We start from the raw sequence: 17,157 nt of genomic DNA, 5'->3' as shown, positions 1-17,157 counted from the left end.
CTTTCCTCATCCGTTTTTGTGGGGCCGGCATAGCCTACGCCGCCCGGCCTGACTTTTGCTCGACGACTATTCGCACACAATCTACTCGTCAGCCGGCTTGAAGCGCTCGCCGCGAAACACCCGACGTGGATTGCCACGCTCGATGCGGTGATGGAACAACCGCCGCTCCGCGCGCAGTTCGCTGTCGACCTGCTCTGCCTGTTGCGCCAGGCGTTGCCCGATGAGCAGCAGCGCCAAGCGTTTGTTGGCGTGCTGGCTACGCTCGCTCTGTACCTTGACGCTGACGCCGCTGGCCAGGTGCGTGGCGCGCACTGCCGAGTCGGTGGTGTTGACATGCTGACCACCCGGCCCGGACGAACGCAAGGTCTCGAAGTGGATCTCGCTCGCCAATTCCGGTGCCGGTGGCGCAAACCGTGCACCCCCAAAGAACCAGTTCTTGCGCGCATGCCCCGGCCGGTACGGACTGCTGCACGTCCATTGCAGCGAGCCCGTCCAGTGATCCGCCAGGCGCTCGGCCTGCTCGCCATCCAGTGCCAGCAACACCGAGCGCAAGGTACCGCGCCGCGGCCCCGGCTCTTCTTCGAGTATCCGTACCGCCACGGCCTGGGCATCCGCTTCGGCCTGCAGCCTGAGCAATGCCTTGGCCACTGCAAGGGCACATTCTTCCGGCCCCTGAGCCGCCGAGAGTTGCAGCAGGATCATCAGCAGCACCCTCCGCGCGTCTTGTAGGTCAGCACCGGTTTCAGTCGTGCCAGCACGCGAACCAACCCCGCTTCACGCAAGGCACCCACCACCGAGCCGATAGCCTTGTAGGCCTCCGGCGCTTCCTCGTAGATCAGCGCCCGGTCGGCGCAGATCACGCGGCTGCCTAGTGCCGTACGACTCAGTTGCTCGACGCTGTAGCGCGAGGCGAGGCGGTCCTTGCACTCGCTGCGCATCCATTTGCGTCCGGCGCCATGGGCCAGGGACAACAGGCTGCGCTCGTCGGCGATCGGCTGTACCAAGTAGCTGTAGTCGCCGCGCGAACCAGGGATCACCACCGCCCCCTGATCCGACGGTGTGGCGCCTTTGCGATGCAGCCAACCATCGAGCCCGTCGACCTGCGCTGGCGACACCAGGTTGTGGTTGATGTCGAGCAGTACATCGCCATCGGCACGCAAGCGGTCGAGCATGCGCCGGGCAATCAACTGACGGTTGGCTTCGGCAAAACGCAGCGCGCCGTCGTGCCGGCCCAGGTAATGAGTGCTGGCCTCGCTGCCCGCCTCCAGTCCGTGATGACCGAACAGGTCGACCTGCTCACGCAAGATCGCCTCGCCCAAACCACGCGAGCCGCTGTGCACCAGCAACAGCAGGTGTTTGCGCTCGATGCCCAAGGCTGCCAGGGCCGCATCGTCGTAGCTTTCATCAAGTTGCTGCAGCTCGGCGAAGTGGTTACCACCACCAATGGTGCCTAGAGAACGCTCGTGCCCCGTGGCAGGCAAACCGAAGCTGGCGACGGCCTCCTGCCACGTCTCGTCGAGCGGCAGGTCGAGGTTGCCAAGGCGTTTCTCCAGCTTGTCCAGATGCAGCTTGGCGGTCGGGATGTCCGTGCGCCACAGCGCCATGCCACAGCCGATGTCATTGCCGACCAGCGCCGGGTACAAACGCCCCACGGAAAAGAATGCCGCGCCGACCGGATAGCCACGCCCAGGATGCAGGTCCGGCATGCCGGCCACCCGATGCATGCCCCCTAGGCGAGCGGTGGTTTCGAGTTGTTGGATCGCTTTTCCTTCGATCCAGGTGTCGTCCGCGGCGACCAATACGGCGCCGTCGGACAAATTGCGAATGCAAGTGCCCATAGTCCAATCCTGATGGGTTGAAACAAAAAGATGTTCGGATTGGCAGGCCAGAGGCCGGGCGTTGCGGTACCGCTAATGAGTAGCGGCGAATGCGTTCAAGCCAGGCGCGACCTGCAAAGGGTGATCAACTGTTGCATGATGTACCTCCTTTGCTGTCGGGTGAGAGAAGGCGGGCATCTTAGGTGTGTAATTGCCACCCTGCAACAACCTTGATCACATTTTTACCAGGAGAACAACGTCATGGCCGAAAAACCTGACCGCTCCGCGGTACAAAAAACATACCCTGGCGGTACAGTGCCCAGCTTCCAACCATTTCGCCAATTACGCTAAACACTAGTCCGTGTGGGCCCACCATACTCAAAGCCGCGCATTGCGCGGCTTTTGCGTTTTTGGCCCTCAGAACTTCACAATCACGTCCCCAAACTGGCCGCATACACCCCCGGCGTCTTCCCATAGTGGCGCTGAAACAACCCGATGAACGCCGACACCGAGTCATATCCCAGTTCATTCGCCAGCCGAGTCACGCTCATGCCCTGCGCCAGCAACGGCAATGCGGCCAGCAAGCGCAGGCGCTGGCGCCATTCACGGAATGAAAGCTGGGTCTGCGCCTGAAACAGGCGCACCAGGGTGCGCCGCGATGCCCCCACCTGCTGCGCCCATTGCTCGATGGTGCGGTTGTCCCCAGGCTCGGCCTGCAGTGCATCGGTGATCCGGCGCAGGCGCGGGTCGCTGGGCAGCGGCAGGCTGAACGGTGCTTCGGCCAGCCCCTGCAACTCGTCCACCAGCACCTGCAGCAGGCGCGCCTGCGGCCCGTCGTCAGGGTAGTCGGCGGGAAAGTGGCTGACCCGTTCGATCAGCTCGCGCACCAGCGGCGTCACCTGCAGTACCGCGCAGTCACGGCGAGCGCCCGGCAGCACCGCGGCATCCAGGTACAGCCCGCGAAACGCCAGCGCCTGCTCACTGAACGCCGTGTGCTGCACCCCTGGCGGAATCCACAACGCGCACTGCGGCGGCAGCAGATAGCTGTGGCGCTCGGTCAGCACCTGCATGATCCCGGCGCTGGCATAGGTGAACTGCACCCAGTCATGGCTGTGCATCTGCACTTCATAACCTGCCGGTATGCCGAACATGCGCCGCTGCACCGGGCGCGAAAGCGCCAGCGGTACGGGCGGCACCTGCGGTATCTGTCCCGCTTGCGGCATCAGCTGTCCCCTTTGCTCAAGTGAGCCAAAAGTGCCGATGGTAGCCTGCGCCGCGACCCGTTGCACAACCTGATCGGAGACTTGTCGATGAGCACCCATGTACGTCAAAACCGCCTGACCATTCCCGCCATCCAGCAGCGCAAGGGCGCCGGCAGCCTGGTGGTGCTGACCGCCTACAGCCTGCCCATGGCCCGCTGGGTGGATGCCCATGCCGACCTGATCATCGTCGGCGATTCGGTGGGCATGGTGCTGTACGGCATGCCCAGCACCCTGGGCGTGACCCTGGACATGATGATTGCCCATGGCCAGGCGGTGATGCGCGGGGCAGAGCGCGCCTGCGTGGTGGTCGACCTGCCGTTCGGCTGCTATCAGGCCTCGCCGGAGCAGGCGTTTGTCAGCGCCGCCCGGGTGCTGCGCGAAACCGGTGCACAGGGCGTCAAGCTCGAAGGCGGCGCCGAAATGGCCCACACCGTCGAATTTCTGGTGCGCCGTGGCATTCCGGTGATGGCGCACGTGGGCCTGATGCCGCAGCAGGTCAACAGCATGGGCGGCTTCAAGGCCCAGGGGCGGGATGAACAAAGCGCAACCAAGGTGCGCGACGATGCCTTGGCCATGCAGGCGGCGGGTGCGTTCTCGGTGGTGCTCGAGGGCATCGCCGAGCCGCTGGCCCGCAGCCTGAGCGAAGCGTTACACATCCCCACCATCGGCATTGGCGCATCCCCTGCGTGCGATGGGCAGGTGCTGGTGACCGAGGACCTGCTGGGCCTGTTCGGCGAGTACCAGCCGCGCTTCGTCAAACGCTATGCCGAGCTGCAACCGCAGATCGAACAGGCACTGGAGCACTACGCCCGCGAGGTGCGCAGCGGGGAGTTCCCGGGGCTGGAGCACTGCTTCAAGGCCGCGCCCTGATAGCACCGGCGTGGACAGTGGGTCGATTAGCTGCCTTAATCGGCCCACTTCCCAAGCTAAAGAAACGATCCCTGTCCATGCCCACCCGCCCTGTCGCCCTCGATGAAATCGACCGTCAACTGATCGCCGCCCTGCAGATCAACGCCCGCGAAAGCGTGGCCATGCTTGCCCGGCAACTGGGCATTGCCCGCACCACCGTGACCTCGCGCCTGGCGCGCCTGGAGAAAACCAACGTCATCAGCGGTTACGGCGTGCGCCTTGGCCAGCGCGTGATCGACGGCGGCCTGCAGGCCTATGTGGGCATCACTGTGCGCCCCCGCTCGGGCAAGGAGGTGGTACGCCGCCTGAGCGCCATGGGGCAGATCCAGCAGTTGTGTGCGGTCAGTGGCGAGTTCGACTATGTGGCGTGGCTGCGCAGCGATTCGCCCGAACAACTGGACCAGTTGCTCGACCAGATCGGCAGTGTCGAGGGCGTGGAGAAAACCACCACCTCGATCATCCTCAGCAGCAAGGTGGACCGCGGCCAACCGGTTTGACATGGGTTAGCGGGGAACAGATAGGGCCCTTCGCTGGCAAGCATGCTAACGGTGCTCGCAAACCTGTAGGAGCCGGCCTTGCCGGCGAAGGCATCACTCTGCTCAAGCATCCCGTCACAATGACAAAAATCCCCACAAAACGACGACACTCTGCATCTTAATAACCAACACCCTCCCCTCGTAGAATGACCGCCAGCATTTCCTATACTCAAGCTCCGCTCCCCGCGCAGCCCTGGCAAGGTCTCCCATGAACAAGAACAATCGCCACCCCGCCGACGGCAAAAAACCGGTCACCATCTTCGGCCCGGACTTCCCCTTCGCCTTCGACGACTGGATCGAGCACCCGGCCGGCCTGGGCAGCATTCCCGCCGAGCGCCACGGTGAGGAGGTGGCCATCGTCGGTGCCGGCATCGCCGGCCTGGTGGCCGCCTACGAGCTGATGAAGCTGGGCCTCAAGCCGGTGGTGTACGAGGCGTCGAAAATGGGCGGGCGCCTGCGCTCGCAGACCTTCTCCGGCGCCGAAGGCATCGTCGCCGAGCTGGGTGGCATGCGCTTCCCGGTGTCTTCCACGGCCTTCTATCACTACGTCGACAAGCTGGGCCTGGAGACCAGACCCTTCCCCAACCCGCTGACCCCCGCCTCCGGCAGCACGGTGATCGACCTCGAGGGCCAGACCCACTACGCCGAAAAACTCAGCGACCTGCCGGCACTGTTCCAGGAAGTCGCCGACGCCTGGGCCGATGCGCTGGAGGATGGTGCACGCTTCGGCGACATCCAGCAGGCAATCCGCGATCGCGACGTGCCGCGCCTGAAGGCGCTGTGGAACACCCTGGTGCCGCTGTGGGACGACCGCACCTTCTACGACTTCGTCGCCACCTCCAAGGCCTTCGCCAAGCTCAGCTTCCTGCACCGCGAAGTGTTCGGCCAGGTGGGCTTTGGCACCGGCGGCTGGGACTCCGACTTCCCCAACTCGATGCTCGAGATCTTCCGCGTGGTGATGACCAACTGCGACGATCACCAGCACCTGGTGGTGGGCGGTGTCGAGCAGGTGCCCCTGGGCATCTGGCGGCATGTGCCGCAACGCTGCGCCCACTGGCCGCAAGGCACCAGCCTCAGCTCGTTGCACCGTGGCACGCCACATTCAGGGGTGAAAAGCATCGCCCGCGCCGACGATGGGCGCCTGGCCGTTACCGACACCTGGGGCGTCACCCGCCATTACGCCGCGGTGCTCACCACCTGTCAGAGCTGGCTGCTGACCACCCAGATCGAGTGCGAGGAGTCGCTGTTCTCGCAGAAGATGTGGATGGCCCTGGACCGCACCCGCTACATGCAGTCGTCCAAGACCTTCGTGATGGTCGACCGCCCGTTCTGGAAGGACAAGGACCCGCAGACCGGCCGCGACCTGATGAGCATGACCCTCACCGACCGCCTCACCCGCGGCACCTACCTGTTCGACAACGGCGACGACAGGCCGGGGGTGATCTGCCTGTCGTACTCGTGGATGAGCGATGCGCTCAAGATGCTGCCGCACCCGGTGGAAAAACGCGTGAAACTGGCGCTGGACGCCCTGAAGAAGATCTACCCCAAGGTCGATATCGCCGGGCACATCATCGGCGACCCGATCACCGTGTCGTGGGAAGCCGACCCGCATTTCCTGGGGGCGTTCAAGGGCGCCCTGCCCGGCCATTATCGTTACAATCAGCGCATGTACGCGCACTTCATGCAGCAGGACCTGCCTGCCGAGCAGCGCGGCATCTTTATCGCAGGCGACGACGTCTCCTGGACCCCGGCCTGGGTCGAAGGCGCGGTGCAGACTTCGCTCAACGCGGTATGGGGCATCATGAACCACTTCGGTGGCCGCACCCACGCCGACAACCCCGGCCCTGGCGATGTATTCAACGAGATCGGCCCGATCGCCCTGGCCGACTGAAAGGAGAGACCCATGCGCATAGCCCTGTACCAGGGCCAGCCCCACCCGATGGACGTGGCCGGCAACCTCGAGCGCCTGCACCAGCAGGCGCAGCTGGCGGCGGCACGCGGCGCCGAACTGCTGGTGTGCCCCGAGATGTTCCTCAGCGGCTACAACATCGGCAGCGAAGCGGTCGCACGCCTGGCCGAGCCGCAGGACGGCGCATCGGCCATGGCCGTGGTGGAAATTGCCCAGGCCAACCGCATCGCCATCGTCTACGGCTACCCCGAACTTGGCGAGGACGGCCAGGTGTACAACAGCGTGCAGTTGATCGACGCCCACGGCAGCAGCCTGGCCAACTACCGCAAGACCCACCTGTTCGGCGGGCTGGACCGCGCCATGTTCAGCCCCGGCCCCGACCACTTCCCGGTGGTCACGCTCAATGGCTGGCAGCTGGGCCTGTTGATCTGCTACGACATCGAGTTCCCGGAAAACGCCCGCCGCCTGGCCCTGGCCGGGGCCGAGCTGATCGTGGTGCCGACAGCCAACATGCAGCCCTACGATTTCATCTGCCAGTTCACCGTGCGCGTACGCGCCCAGGAGAACCAGTGCTACCTGGTGTATGCCAACTACTGCGGCGCCGAGGAGCAGATCCACTATTGCGGCCAAAGCAGCATCATCGGCCCGGACGGCAGCCTGCTGGCCATGGCCGGGCATGAGCCCACGCTGCTGGTGGCCGACCTCGAGCTGCAACGGGTGCACGAAGGCCGCGCCAGCACACCGTACCTGCACGACCTGCGTGTGGAACTCCACGGCGGCCCGCGCAAGCACTGATTTATCCGCTAGCATGACGGTTCGCACGTTACCGGAGCCGTCATGTCCTGCGCCCACCTCACCCTGCCCAACGGCCTGCACGTCACCCTGCGCCATGCACCGCGGCTCAAGCGCTGTGCAGCGGCAGTGCGGGTGCGCGCCGGCAGCCACGATGCTCCCAACGCCTGGCCGGGGCTGGCGCACTTTCTCGAACACCTGTTCTTTCTCGGCAACCCGCGCTTTGCCATCGACGACGCCCTGATGCGCTACGTGCAGCGCCAGGGCGGCCAGGTCAATGCCAGCACGCGGGAGCGCACCACCGACTTCTTCTTCGAAGTGCCGGCTGCCGCCTTCGAGGGGGGCATCGAGCGCTTGTGCGAAATGCTCGCCAACCCCCAGGCCGACCGTGCGCAACAGCTGCGCGAGCGCGAAGTGATCCATGCCGAGTTCATTGCCTGGGCGCGCAACCCCGAAGCGCAGCGTCAGCACGCACTGCTGCAGAGCGTGTCGGCGCAGCATCCGCTGAGCGGTTTTCACGCTGGCAACCGCTACAGCCTGCCGGTACCCGACGCGGCCTTCCAGAGCGCCCTGCAAGCTTTTCACCAACGCTACTACCAGGCCGGGCAGATGACCCTGAGCCTGGTCGGCCCACAGCCGCTGGCCACCCTTGAAGCCCTGGCCATGCAGTACGGCGCCGTCTTCGCACCCGGGCAGCCCATCGAACAAGGCCCGGCACCGGCGCTGCAGCTTCGCGCTGCGCGGGTTGAACAGCTGCCCGGGCAACGGGATGTGCTGCTCGGCTATGAACGGCTGCCCGCCGGCGCTGCCCAGGCGATCGCCTTTCTCGACACCTGGCTTTCGGACACCCGCCCGGGCGGGCTGCTGGCCGCTTTGCGCGAACGGCGCTGGCTGGAGGATTTCAGTTTTTCGGCATTGCATCAGTTCGCCGCACAGGCACTACTGCACGCGCGCTTCAAGCTCAATGACGCGGCACCTGCCGACCAGGTCGAAGACCTGTTCCGGGACTGGCTGAGCTTCTTGCGCGATGCCGACCTGACGGCGCTGAACAGCGAATATGCACGTATCCAGCAGTCACGCGCGCTGGCCGCCGGCGCCCTGGAACTGGCGCGCCGCGACAGCAGCGGCCAGCCATTCAGTGCACTCGACGCCCAGGGACTGGCGGCACTGCAAGGCCTGCTCGAACCCTTCACCGAGCAAGCCCGCCAGCCCTGGCGACTGCCACCTGCCGAGCCCTTGCTGGCCGTCGGGTTCAGCGATGCACCCGCCACGCCGACACCCGCCGGGGTTATCCACAGCCCGGCGCTGCCGGCCGTGCGGCAGTACGGCGTGATCTACCTGCGCTGGCAGGTGCGCTCGGCGTTGCGCGCGCGGCTGTGGCGCGTACTCGAAGGTGCCCTGCGCCCACTGGTCGAGCGCGCCACCCGCGCCTCGGTGGAGCTGCAATGGAGCGAGTGCGAGCACCTCTGGCAACTGCGCTGCGCCGGGTCACCGCCCGCCATTGTCGCAGTCGTCGAGCAGGCATTGGCGCTGCTGCGCCTGCCTGCCGCCCAGGACTGGAGCGCAGGCTCAGGCACCGAGCCGGCGCTGATCCCGATCCGCCTGCTGCTAAAGCAGTTGCCGGGCTATATCGTCGGGCGTGACCCGGGGCCATTGCCGACCTGCCTGATCGCCCAGCCCGAGCTGGATGCGCTCTGGCAGCATGCCCGCTGGCAGGGCATGACCTGCGGCTTCACCGAAGCGGTGCAGCCGGCGCTGAATGCGCTGCTGGCCCAGGTACCGGGACAGCCGGGCATGGCCGAGCCGATCACCGGCGATGCCACAGGGCCCTGGCAGCATGTGCCGCTGCCCGAAGGCGAGCACGCACTGCTGGTGTTCTGCCCCGCCCCGCCCGGCAGCGAAGCGGTGTACCGGCTGCTGGCACATCGACTGCAAGGGCCCTTCTACCAGCGCCTGCGGGTGGAGCTGCAACTGGGCTATGCAGTGTTCAGCGCATTGCGCCAGGTGCAGGGCCATACCGGCCTGCTGCTGGGCGTGCAGTCGCCCAAGGCCGACCCGGCACAGATTCTCGAGCACATGCGCTGCGTGGTCGCAGGCTTCACCCATGACCTGACCGATGATGCCGAGGCGCGTCAGGCCCTGGCGGCGCAGTTCCACGAACCGGACATGGGCAATGCCGACGTCGCCGAATGGGCCTGGCAGGCCCGGCTGGCCGGCAGCGACACCCCCAGCCTGGACACGCTGCGACAGCAGCTGCTGGCGGTCACCGCACAGCAGCTCGAACACGCCGCCCGGCACCTGTTCGACAACGCCCTGTACCTGGCCAGCGCCGCACAGGGCGGATTGTTACCGGCAACGCAACAGCCTTTCTCGCAGGTTTAACCAAACTGTCCATTAATTTTAGTAAGATGGCGCTACCCGGGCCGTTGTAACCCCTTGTTTCAAAGGGGGGCCTAAATATGTAGCCACCCGCCCCCAGACCTATCCGGAAGGAGTACTCCCATGTGGACCAAACCTGCTTACACTGACCTGCGTATTGGCTTTGAAGTGACCATGTATTTCGCAAGTCGCTGAGTCTGCTTGCGGTACAACGCCTCGGTCAGCCGGGGCGTTTTCATTTTTGGACGCAGCAGGAGTGGCCATGTACATCCAGATTCTAGGTTCCGCCGCCGGCGGCGGTTTCCCGCAGTGGAACTGCAACTGCGACAACTGCAAGGGCTTTCGCGACGGCACCTTGCGCGCCAGCGCACGCACCCAGTCCTCGATCGCACTGTCCGACGACGGGGTGCACTGGGTGCTGTGCAACGCCTCGCCGGACATCCGCGCGCAGCTGCAAGGCTTCGCCCCCATGCAGCCGGCCCGCGCCCTGCGCGACACCGGGATCAACGCGATCATCCTGCTCGACAGCCAGATCGACCACACCACCGGCCTGCTCAGCCTGCGCGAAGGTTGCCCGCACCAGGTGTGGTGCACCGACATGGTCCACCAGGACCTGAGCACCGGCTTCCCTCTGTTCACCATGCTCAGCCACTGGAACGGTGGCCTGCAGTGGAACCGCATAGAGCTCGAAGGCAGCTTCGTGATCCAGGCGTGCCCGAACCTGCGCTTTACCCCGTTCCCGCTGCGCAGCGCCGCGCCGCCCTACTCCCCGCACCGCTTCGACCCGCACCCGGGCGACAACCTGGGGCTGATGGTCGAAGACCTGCGCACCGGCGGCAAGCTGTTCTACGCCCCGGGCCTTGGCCAGTTCGACGACAAGCTGCTGCAACTGATGCACGACGCCGATTGCCTGCTGGTCGACGGCACGCTGTGGGAGGATGATGAGATGCAGCGCCGCGGTGTCGGTACCCGCACGGGCCGCGAGATGGGTCACCTGGCACAGAATGGCCCCGGCGGCATGCTCGAGTTACTCGAAGGCTTCCCCGACCAGCGCAAGGTACTTATCCACATCAACAACACCAACCCGATTCTCGATGAAGACTCCGCCGAGCGCGCCGAACTGGCCCGCCGCAACGTCGAAGTGGCCTTCGACGGCATGAGCATCGAGCTGTAGGAGCCCCCATGAGCGAAGCCGTACCGCTTTCCCCCGCCGCGTTCGAGCAGGCCTTGCGCGCCAAGGGCGCCTACTACCACATCCATCACCCCTACCACGTGGCCATGTATGAAGGCCGCGCCAGCCGCGAGCAGATCCAGGGCTGGGTCGCCAACCGCTTCTACTACCAGGTCAACATCCCGATGAAGGATGCGGCGATCCTGGCCAACTGCCCGGACCGCGAGATCCGCCGTGAGTGGATCCAGCGCCTGCTCGACCACGACGGCGCCCCCGGCGAAGACGGCGGCATCGAAGCCTGGCTGCGCCTGGGCCAGGCCGTGGGCCTGGACCCCGACCAGCTACGCTCGCAGGAGCTGGTGCTGCCCGGCGTGCGCTTCGCGGTCGACGCCTACGTCAACTTCGCCCGCCGTGCCAGCTGGCAGGAAGCGGCCAGCAGCTCGCTGACCGAACTGTTCGCCCCGCAGATCCACCAGTCACGCCTGGACAGCTGGCCACAGCACTATCCCTGGATCGACCCGGCCGGCTACGAGTACTTCCGCACCCGCCTGGGCCAGGCCCGGCGCGATGTGGAGCATGGCCTGAGCATCACCCTGCAGCACTACACCACGGTGCAGGGTCAACAACGCATGCTGGAGATTCTTCAGTTCAAGCTCGATATTCTGTGGAGCATGCTCGACGCCATGAGCATGGCCTATGAACTGAACCGCCCGCCCTACCACAGCGTCACCAGCGAGCGGGTGTGGCACAAGGGGATCACCTTATGAGTTTCGACCGTTCGAAGACGCCGCACTGGCGCCCCGGCTACCGCTTCCAGTACGAACCGGCGCAGAAGGGCCATGTGCTGCTCTACCCCGAAGGCATGATCAAGCTCAACGAAAGCGCCGCACTGATCGGCGGGCTGATCGACGGCAAGCGCGATGTGGCCGCGATCATTGCCGAGCTGGACGTTCAATTCCCCGGCGTACCCGAACTCGGTGACGACATCGAGCAATTCATGGAGGTCGCCCGTGAGCAACACTGGATCGTCCTTGAGTGAGGTACCGGCCAAGCCCGCAGTCGGCCTGCCGCTGTGGCTGCTGGCCGAGCTGACCTACCGCTGCCCGCTGCAATGCCCGTACTGCTCCAACCCGCTGGACTTCGCCGAGCAGGGCAAGGAGTTGAGCACCGAGCAGTGGTTCAAGGTGATGGCCGAGGCGCGTGAAATGGGCGCCGCGCAACTGGGCTTTTCCGGCGGCGAGCCACTGGTGCGCCAGGACCTGGCCGAGCTGATCGGCGAGGGGCGCCGCCTGGGCTACTACACCAACCTGATCACCTCCGGCATCGGCCTGACCGAACAGAAGATCGCCGACTTCAAGCGCGCCGGGCTGGACCACATCCAGATCAGCTTCCAGGCCAGCGACGAACAGGTCAACAACCTGCTGGCCGGCTCGAAGAAAGCGTTCGCGCAGAAGCTGGAGATGGCGCGCGCGGTCAAGGCCCACGGCTACCCGATGGTGCTGAACTTCGTCACCCACCGGCACAACATCGACAAGATCGACCGCATCATCGAGCTGTGCATCGCCCTGGAAGCCGACTTCGTCGAGCTCGCCACGTGCCAGTTCTACGGCTGGGCCAAGCTCAACCGCGCCGGCCTGCTGCCCACCCGCGCGCAGCTGGAGCGCGCCGAACGCATCACCAACGAATACCGCGAGAAACTGCAGGCTGCGGGCAACCCGTGCAAGCTGATCTTCGTCACCCCCGACTACTATGAAGAGCGGCCCAAGGGCTGCATGAACGGCTGGGGCAGCATCTTCCTCACCGTCACCCCGGACGGCACCGCACTGCCGTGCCATGGCGCACGCCAGTTGCCGGTACAATTTCCCAACGTGCGCGAACACAGCATGCAGCACATATGGTATGACTCGTTCGGCTTCAACCGTTTTCGCGGTTACGACTGGATGCCCGAGCCGTGCCGCTCCTGCGACGAGAAAGAAAAGGACTTCGGCGGCTGCCGCTGCCAGGCCTTCATGCTGACCGGCGACGCCAGCAATGCCGACCCGGTTTGCGCCAAATCGGCGGACCACGGGATCATCCTCGCTGCTCGGGAGGAGGCCGAAACCGCCACCCAGACCATCGACCAGATGACCTTCCGCAATGATCGAAACTCCCGTCTCATCGCCCGCGGCTGAGCGTTTCAGCGCACAACAGGCGGTTGCCGCCGGCACCGACTATGCCGAACTCAAGCGCAGCCCGCTGGGGCTGTTCTGGAACGAGTTTCGCCCCCAGGACGGCGGTTGCCGCATCTGGCAGTGGCGCGACGGCCAGGCCCGCTGCCTGACCCCCGACGGCTTCAGCGTGCGCAGCCGCGTCTACGAGTATGGCGGCGGCGGTTTCTGCCTGAGCGACGACGGGCTGGTGTTCGTCAACGAAGCCGACCAGCAGCTCTACAGCCAGGGGCTCGGCGGCGGGCAGCCGCAGCCGCTGACCCACGGCCAGTGCCGCTACGGTGACCTGCGCTGGGGCGCCGGCCAGGTGCTGGCGGTTGAAGAAGACGCCGATGTGCACCGGCTGGTATCGATCGCCGCCGGCACCCGCACGGTACTGGCCGAAGGCGCCGACTTCTATGCCGCTCCCACCCTCAGCGCCGACGGCCAGCGCCTGGCCTGGATCGAATGGAGCCGCCCGCACCAACCCTGGACTGCCACCCGCCTGCTGTGCGCCGAACGCCGCGATGCACACACCTGGGAAGCGCCGCGCTGCATCGCCGGCAGCGAGGCGCAACCGGAATCGCTGCAGCAGCCGCGCTTCGATGCCGACGGTTGCCTGTACTGCCTGTCGGATCGTGACGGCTACTGGCAACCCTGGGGCGAAACCCCGCAGGGCTGGGCAGCACTGCCGGCCGAGCGCGCCGACCATGCCGGCGCACCGTGGCAACTGGGCGCCAGCACCTGGCTGCCCCTGGACGGCGGCGGGTACCTGGCGAGCTGGTTCGAGGGCGGCTTCAGCCGCCTGGGCGTGCATCATGCCGATGGCACCCTGGAAGACTTCAGTGACGTCTACACCCGCTTTCGCTGCCTGGAGATCGACGACCGGTACCTGTATGCCATCGCCGCATCTGCCGTCAGCACGCCCGCCGTCATCGCCATCGACCGCCACAGCCATGCCGTTCAGGTGCTGGCCGGCGGTGCGATGCCCTTGCCCAGCGAACAGGTCAGCCAGCCGCGCAGCATCACCTACCCCAGCGGCGATGCCCAGGCGCACGCCTTCTTCTACCCGGCCATGAATGGTGTCGAGGCGCCGCCGCTGGTGGTGTTCGTGCATGGCGGACCGACCTCGGCGTGCTTCCCGGTGCTCGACCCGCGCATCCAGTACTGGACCCAGCGCGGCTTTGCCGTGGCCGACCTCAACTACCGTGGCAGCAGCGGCTATGGCCGCGCCTATCGCCAGGCCCTGCACCTGCGCTGGGGCGAAGTGGACGTGCAGGATGCCTGCGCGGTGGTCGACTTCCTGGCAGGGCAAGGGTTGATCGACCCGACGCAGGCGTTCATCCGCGGGGGCAGCGCCGGGGGCTACACCACGCTGTGTGCGCTGGCGTTCCAGAATGTGTTCCGTGGCGGGGCGAGCCTGTACGGGGTCAGCGACCCGCTGGCGCTGACGCGCGCCACGCACAAGTTCGAAGGCGATTACCTGGACTGGCTGATCGGCGACCCGCAGCAGGATGTGCAGCGTTATCAGGCGCGCACGCCACTGCTGCATGCCGCGCAGATCAAGGTGCCGGTGATTTTCTTCCAGGGCGAACTGGATGCGGTGGTGGTACCGGAGCAGACCCGTTCGATGCTGGCGGCGCTGAAGGCCAATGGGGTGCGTGCCGAAGGGCATTTCTACCCGACCGAGCGGCACGGGTTCCGGACGGCAGCGAACCTGGCGCATGCGCTGGAAGAAGAGTGGAAGTTCTACCGGGAGGTTCTGTCACGGCCATTGCCATTGTAGGAGCCAGCCTTGCTGGCGAATGTCCCAGCGCGGTCTGAACCGTACAGGCCCATTCGCCGGCAACGCCGGCTCCTACAGGCGATGGCCGCGACGCGGTCTAGCGCTTGGCGATGATGTACACCGCGTGCACGATCCCCGGAATGTAACCGCACAAGGTGAGCAGGATGTTCAGCCAGAAGGCGCCACCAAAACCCACCTGCAGGAACACGCCCAGCGGCGGCAACAGAATGGCGAAGATAATTCGGATCAGGTCCATCGGGCAGCTCCTTGTCTAAAGTCCTAACTACAGACTGCAAGCACCCCCCACTGGTTCAAATAGCCATCCCCCATAAAAAAACGCCCCAGGCCAAAAGGATCAGGCCCGGGGCGATGCGCAGGAACGCGAGACGGTTCGTTGAATTCGGTACGGCGCTACCGGGTCAGGCACGCCGCTGGTTGAGTTGCGCCGTGTGCACACGGGCAAAGGCACGCGCCAGGCGCAGCAGCATTTCGTCGATGTTGCCGCGGCTGACGGTCAGCGCCGGCGAAAAGCGCAGCACATTGGCCTGCGCCGCATTGAGCAGCAGCCCTTCCTGCAGCGCCGCCTTGACCAGGGCCGCGGCCGAGTCGTCGCTCAGCTCCAGGCCCCACAGCAAGCCCTGGCCGCGCACCTCGCCCTGGCCATAACGCCCCGCCAGGTGGCTCAGGCCATCACGCAGGTGCCGCCCCGACGCCTGCACCTGCTCCATGAAGCCCGGCTCCAGCACGGCATCGAGAATCGCCAGGCCCGCCGCACTCATCAGTGCATTGCCATGGTGACTGCCTTCCAGCTCGCCGGCCTCGGCGCAGCAGGCCGTACCCCGCGCCAGCAGGGCGGCCAGCGGCACACCGCCGCCCAGGCCCTTGCCCAGGGTGATGATGTCGGCGCGCACACCGTAGGTCTGCTCGGCCAGCAGCGCGCCGCAACGGCCCACGCCGGTCTGCACCTCATCCAGGATCAGCAGGATGCCCAGTTCGCGGCACAGGCGCTCGACACCCTTGAGGTAATGCTGGGTGGCCGGGATCACCCCGGCCTCGCCCTGGATCGGCTCGAGCATGATCGCCACGGTACGCGAGTCCACTGCTGCATGCAGCGCGGCCAGATCGTTGAACGGCACCTTGCTGAAACCCGGCAGGCCGGGCTCGCAGCGGTTGCACGCCGACGGGTCGGAGGCCGACAGCGCCCCCAGGCTGCGCCCGTGGCAGCTCTGGCGCGCAGTGATGATGTGGTAGGCGCCATTGCGATGCAGCTGGCCCCACTTGCGCGCCAGCTTGATCGCACCTTCGCAGGCTTCGGCACCACTGTTGAGCAGGTAGGCCTGATCGCTGCCGGTGCTCTGGCACAGGCGGTTGACCAGGCTCAACAGGCCACGGTTATGAAAGCCGGCGCCGGGGTTTATCAATGCCTGGGCCTGGCTGCTCAGTGCCTGCACCAGCGCCTTGGGGCTGTGCCCGAGGCTGTTCACCGCGCAACCCTGGGTGAAATCCAGATAGGCGCGGCCTTCGTTGTCCCACAGCCATGAACCCTGGCCGCGCACGAACACCTGTGGCGCACGCTCGGTGGCCGGCATCAGGCATTCCCGCGACAGCTGCTCGGCCTGGGCCAGTGCCACCGGCGCCGGTGCCTGCTCGGCAGCGCGCGCCGCCTGGCGACGCAGATTGAACAGGTTCATGCGCGCAGCCCTTCCAGCGGCAGGCCAAGCAGGCGCGCGGTCCAGTCCTCGACCTGGCCGCTGCGCAGGCGCTTGATCGCGATGTCGCGCCAGCGTGACGAGAGGGCCGGACAATCCACCAGCTTTTTCAAACCCGCATGCTCCAGAGGTTCACGGTAAAAAGTATGCAGTGCCCAGGCCACGGTCAGGCCCGGATAGCTGCGTTGTATCAGTTCGAACGGCTCATCGGCGCTGACGAAGCCAGGCTTGAGCACCCGGTAGAACCAGCCGCAGCGCAGCGCGTCCTGCGCCTGTTGCGGCAGGTTCGGCAAGCCCCAGCGATGGCTCAGGCGGTAGCACGGCGAGCGCGGCTGGCTGACCTGCAGCAGCGCCCCGCCCCAGCGGAACATGTCGCCCAGACAGACGTGCTCTTCGGTAAGGCCGCGGGTCGAGAGGTTTTCGCCAAAACCCGGCGCGCACCAGTCGATCTGTGGATAACGTCGCCGCCACCAGGCGTAGTGCTCGGCCGGATAGTGGTGCAAGGCCCGCTCGGGGCCGGTATGGAAGCGCGGGTCGCCGTGTTCGTCGCTGCCCAGCCCCTGTGGCCATAACCACAGCCTTCTTGCAACCTGTTCCTTATCGATATCGGTGAGTAACCCATAACCGACATTTTTTGCCTTGCCTATGTAAACGCCATCCACATACACGGTATTCATCGCGCCTTCTGGCCCTGTAAACCT

Annotated in this window: 17 protein-coding genes; 11 read left to right on the top strand and 6 right to left on the bottom strand. The window is 65.8% G+C overall.

Going from position 1 to position 17,157, the window contains the following annotated elements:
• Positions 1 to 81: 81 nt before the first annotated feature.
• From prfH to DN388_RS18690, 3 genes are all read right to left on the bottom strand, one after another.
• Entirely contained in the window at positions 82 to 702 is a 621-nt protein-coding gene (prfH, locus tag DN388_RS18700) for a peptide chain release factor H (RefSeq protein WP_123753467.1), read from the bottom strand.
• Entirely contained in the window at positions 702 to 1,838 is a 1,137-nt protein-coding gene (locus DN388_RS18695; protein WP_078480873.1) for an RNA ligase RtcB family protein, read from the bottom strand. The genes prfH and DN388_RS18695 overlap by 1 nt, the downstream gene beginning before the upstream one ends.
• A gap of 410 nt (positions 1,839 to 2,248) precedes the next feature.
• A complete protein-coding gene (locus DN388_RS18690) occupies positions 2,249 to 3,040 on the bottom strand; it encodes a helix-turn-helix transcriptional regulator (protein ID WP_116052342.1) in 792 nt (263 codons plus the stop codon).
• Positions 3,041 to 3,127: 87 nt separating this feature from the next.
• Between DN388_RS18690 and panB the strand changes: the two genes are divergently transcribed.
• From panB to DN388_RS18635, 11 genes are all read left to right on the top strand, one after another.
• Positions 3,128 to 3,949 carry a 3-methyl-2-oxobutanoate hydroxymethyltransferase gene (panB, locus tag DN388_RS18685; RefSeq protein WP_088514295.1) on the top strand — a complete coding sequence of 274 codons (822 nt, stop codon included), beginning with the start codon at positions 3,128 to 3,130 and terminating at the stop codon, positions 3,947 to 3,949.
• 77 nt (positions 3,950 to 4,026) lie between these two features.
• A complete protein-coding gene (locus DN388_RS18680; protein WP_054915967.1) occupies positions 4,027 to 4,485 on the top strand; it encodes an Lrp/AsnC family transcriptional regulator in 459 nt (152 codons plus the stop codon).
• A gap of 247 nt (positions 4,486 to 4,732) precedes the next feature.
• Positions 4,733 to 6,415 carry an NAD(P)/FAD-dependent oxidoreductase gene (locus DN388_RS18675; protein ID WP_043863697.1) on the top strand — a complete coding sequence of 561 codons (1,683 nt, stop codon included), beginning with the start codon at positions 4,733 to 4,735 and terminating at the stop codon, positions 6,413 to 6,415.
• Positions 6,416 to 6,427: 12 nt separating this feature from the next.
• A complete protein-coding gene (locus DN388_RS18670) occupies positions 6,428 to 7,228 on the top strand; it encodes a carbon-nitrogen hydrolase family protein (protein WP_043863696.1) in 801 nt (266 codons plus the stop codon).
• A gap of 42 nt (positions 7,229 to 7,270) precedes the next feature.
• Complete coding sequence (gene pqqF, locus DN388_RS18665; protein WP_255001577.1) at positions 7,271 to 9,607, top strand: pyrroloquinoline quinone biosynthesis protein PqqF; 2,337 nt, start codon at positions 7,271 to 7,273, stop codon at positions 9,605 to 9,607.
• Positions 9,608 to 9,727: 120 nt separating this feature from the next.
• Positions 9,728 to 9,799 carry a pyrroloquinoline quinone precursor peptide PqqA gene (gene pqqA, locus DN388_RS18660; protein WP_008365141.1) on the top strand — a complete coding sequence of 24 codons (72 nt, stop codon included), beginning with the start codon at positions 9,728 to 9,730 and terminating at the stop codon, positions 9,797 to 9,799.
• Between the two features lie 67 nt (positions 9,800 to 9,866).
• On the top strand, positions 9,867 to 10,778 hold the full coding sequence (pqqB, locus tag DN388_RS18655) for a pyrroloquinoline quinone biosynthesis protein PqqB (RefSeq protein WP_255001576.1): 912 nt from the start codon (positions 9,867 to 9,869) through the stop codon (positions 10,776 to 10,778).
• Between the two features lie 8 nt (positions 10,779 to 10,786).
• Complete coding sequence (gene pqqC, locus DN388_RS18650) at positions 10,787 to 11,542, top strand: pyrroloquinoline-quinone synthase PqqC (RefSeq protein ID WP_054915971.1); 756 nt, start codon at positions 10,787 to 10,789, stop codon at positions 11,540 to 11,542.
• The gene (pqqD, locus tag DN388_RS18645) at positions 11,539 to 11,814 is read left to right on the top strand and encodes a pyrroloquinoline quinone biosynthesis peptide chaperone PqqD (RefSeq protein ID WP_043863692.1); all 276 of its coding nucleotides are present in this window, start codon (positions 11,539 to 11,541) and stop codon (positions 11,812 to 11,814) included. The genes pqqC and pqqD overlap by 4 nt, the downstream gene beginning before the upstream one ends.
• Positions 11,786 to 12,946: a pyrroloquinoline quinone biosynthesis protein PqqE gene (gene pqqE / locus DN388_RS18640; RefSeq protein ID WP_043863691.1), complete on the top strand. Its 1,161-nt coding sequence runs from the start codon at positions 11,786 to 11,788 to the stop codon at positions 12,944 to 12,946. The genes pqqD and pqqE overlap by 29 nt, the downstream gene beginning before the upstream one ends.
• Positions 12,912 to 14,747: a S9 family peptidase gene (locus DN388_RS18635; RefSeq protein WP_058541825.1), complete on the top strand. Its 1,836-nt coding sequence runs from the start codon at positions 12,912 to 12,914 to the stop codon at positions 14,745 to 14,747. Before pqqE ends, DN388_RS18635 begins: the two co-directional genes overlap by 35 nt.
• Before the next feature lie 97 nt (positions 14,748 to 14,844).
• Here DN388_RS18635 and DN388_RS18630 read toward each other — a convergent pair whose 3' ends face one another.
• The 3 genes from DN388_RS18630 to DN388_RS18620 all read right to left on the bottom strand — a co-directional run bounded on the left by DN388_RS18630 (position 14,845) and on the right by DN388_RS18620 (position 17,133).
• The gene (locus tag DN388_RS18630) at positions 14,845 to 15,003 is read right to left on the bottom strand and encodes a YqaE/Pmp3 family membrane protein (protein ID WP_011063854.1); all 159 of its coding nucleotides are present in this window, start codon (positions 15,001 to 15,003) and stop codon (positions 14,845 to 14,847) included.
• 163 nt (positions 15,004 to 15,166) lie between these two features.
• Positions 15,167 to 16,438: an aspartate aminotransferase family protein gene (locus tag DN388_RS18625; RefSeq protein ID WP_058541824.1), complete on the bottom strand. Its 1,272-nt coding sequence runs from the start codon at positions 16,436 to 16,438 to the stop codon at positions 15,167 to 15,169.
• Entirely contained in the window at positions 16,435 to 17,133 is a 699-nt protein-coding gene (locus tag DN388_RS18620) for an MOSC domain-containing protein (RefSeq protein ID WP_043863688.1), read from the bottom strand. The genes DN388_RS18625 and DN388_RS18620 overlap by 4 nt, the downstream gene beginning before the upstream one ends.
• Between the last annotated feature and the right edge of the window lie 24 nt (positions 17,134 to 17,157).

This window comes from Pseudomonas sp. S12(2018), from assembly GCF_024355235.1.
In the GTDB taxonomy this organism is placed as follows: Bacteria; Pseudomonadota; Gammaproteobacteria; order Pseudomonadales; family Pseudomonadaceae; genus Aquipseudomonas; species Aquipseudomonas palmensis.
Note: the sequence above shows the minus strand (reverse complement) of the source record. Positions and strands in the feature narration are given on the sequence as shown.

Bases quoted from the DNA above. Each gene is read 5' to 3' on its own strand.
- prfH (WP_123753467.1), bottom strand. From the start codon at position 702: ATGATCCTGCTGCAACTCTCGGCGGCTCAGGGGCCGGAAGAATGTGCC.
- DN388_RS18680 (WP_054915967.1), top strand. From the start codon at position 4,027: ATGCCCACCCGCCCTGTCGCCCTCGATGAAATCGACCGTCAACTGATC.
- pqqB (WP_255001576.1), top strand. From the start codon at position 9,867: ATGTACATCCAGATTCTAGGTTCCGCCGCCGGCGGCGGTTTCCCGCAG.
- DN388_RS18625 (WP_058541824.1), bottom strand. From the start codon at position 16,438: ATGAACCTGTTCAATCTGCGTCGCCAGGCGGCGCGCGCTGCCGAGCAG.
- pqqC (WP_054915971.1), top strand. From the start codon at position 10,787: ATGAGCGAAGCCGTACCGCTTTCCCCCGCCGCGTTCGAGCAGGCCTTG.
- DN388_RS18695 (WP_078480873.1), bottom strand. From the start codon at position 1,838: ATGGGCACTTGCATTCGCAATTTGTCCGACGGCGCCGTATTGGTCGCC.
- pqqF (WP_255001577.1), top strand. From the start codon at position 7,271: ATGTCCTGCGCCCACCTCACCCTGCCCAACGGCCTGCACGTCACCCTG.
- DN388_RS18630 (WP_011063854.1), bottom strand. From the start codon at position 15,003: ATGGACCTGATCCGAATTATCTTCGCCATTCTGTTGCCGCCGCTGGGC.
- pqqD (WP_043863692.1), top strand. From the start codon at position 11,539: ATGAGTTTCGACCGTTCGAAGACGCCGCACTGGCGCCCCGGCTACCGC.
- DN388_RS18620 (WP_043863688.1), bottom strand. From the start codon at position 17,133: ATGAATACCGTGTATGTGGATGGCGTTTACATAGGCAAGGCAAAAAAT.
- DN388_RS18670 (WP_043863696.1), top strand. From the start codon at position 6,428: ATGCGCATAGCCCTGTACCAGGGCCAGCCCCACCCGATGGACGTGGCC.
- DN388_RS18675 (WP_043863697.1), top strand. From the start codon at position 4,733: ATGAACAAGAACAATCGCCACCCCGCCGACGGCAAAAAACCGGTCACC.
- DN388_RS18690 (WP_116052342.1), bottom strand. From the start codon at position 3,040: ATGCCGCAAGCGGGACAGATACCGCAGGTGCCGCCCGTACCGCTGGCG.
- DN388_RS18635 (WP_058541825.1), top strand. From the start codon at position 12,912: ATGATCGAAACTCCCGTCTCATCGCCCGCGGCTGAGCGTTTCAGCGCA.
- panB (WP_088514295.1), top strand. From the start codon at position 3,128: ATGAGCACCCATGTACGTCAAAACCGCCTGACCATTCCCGCCATCCAG.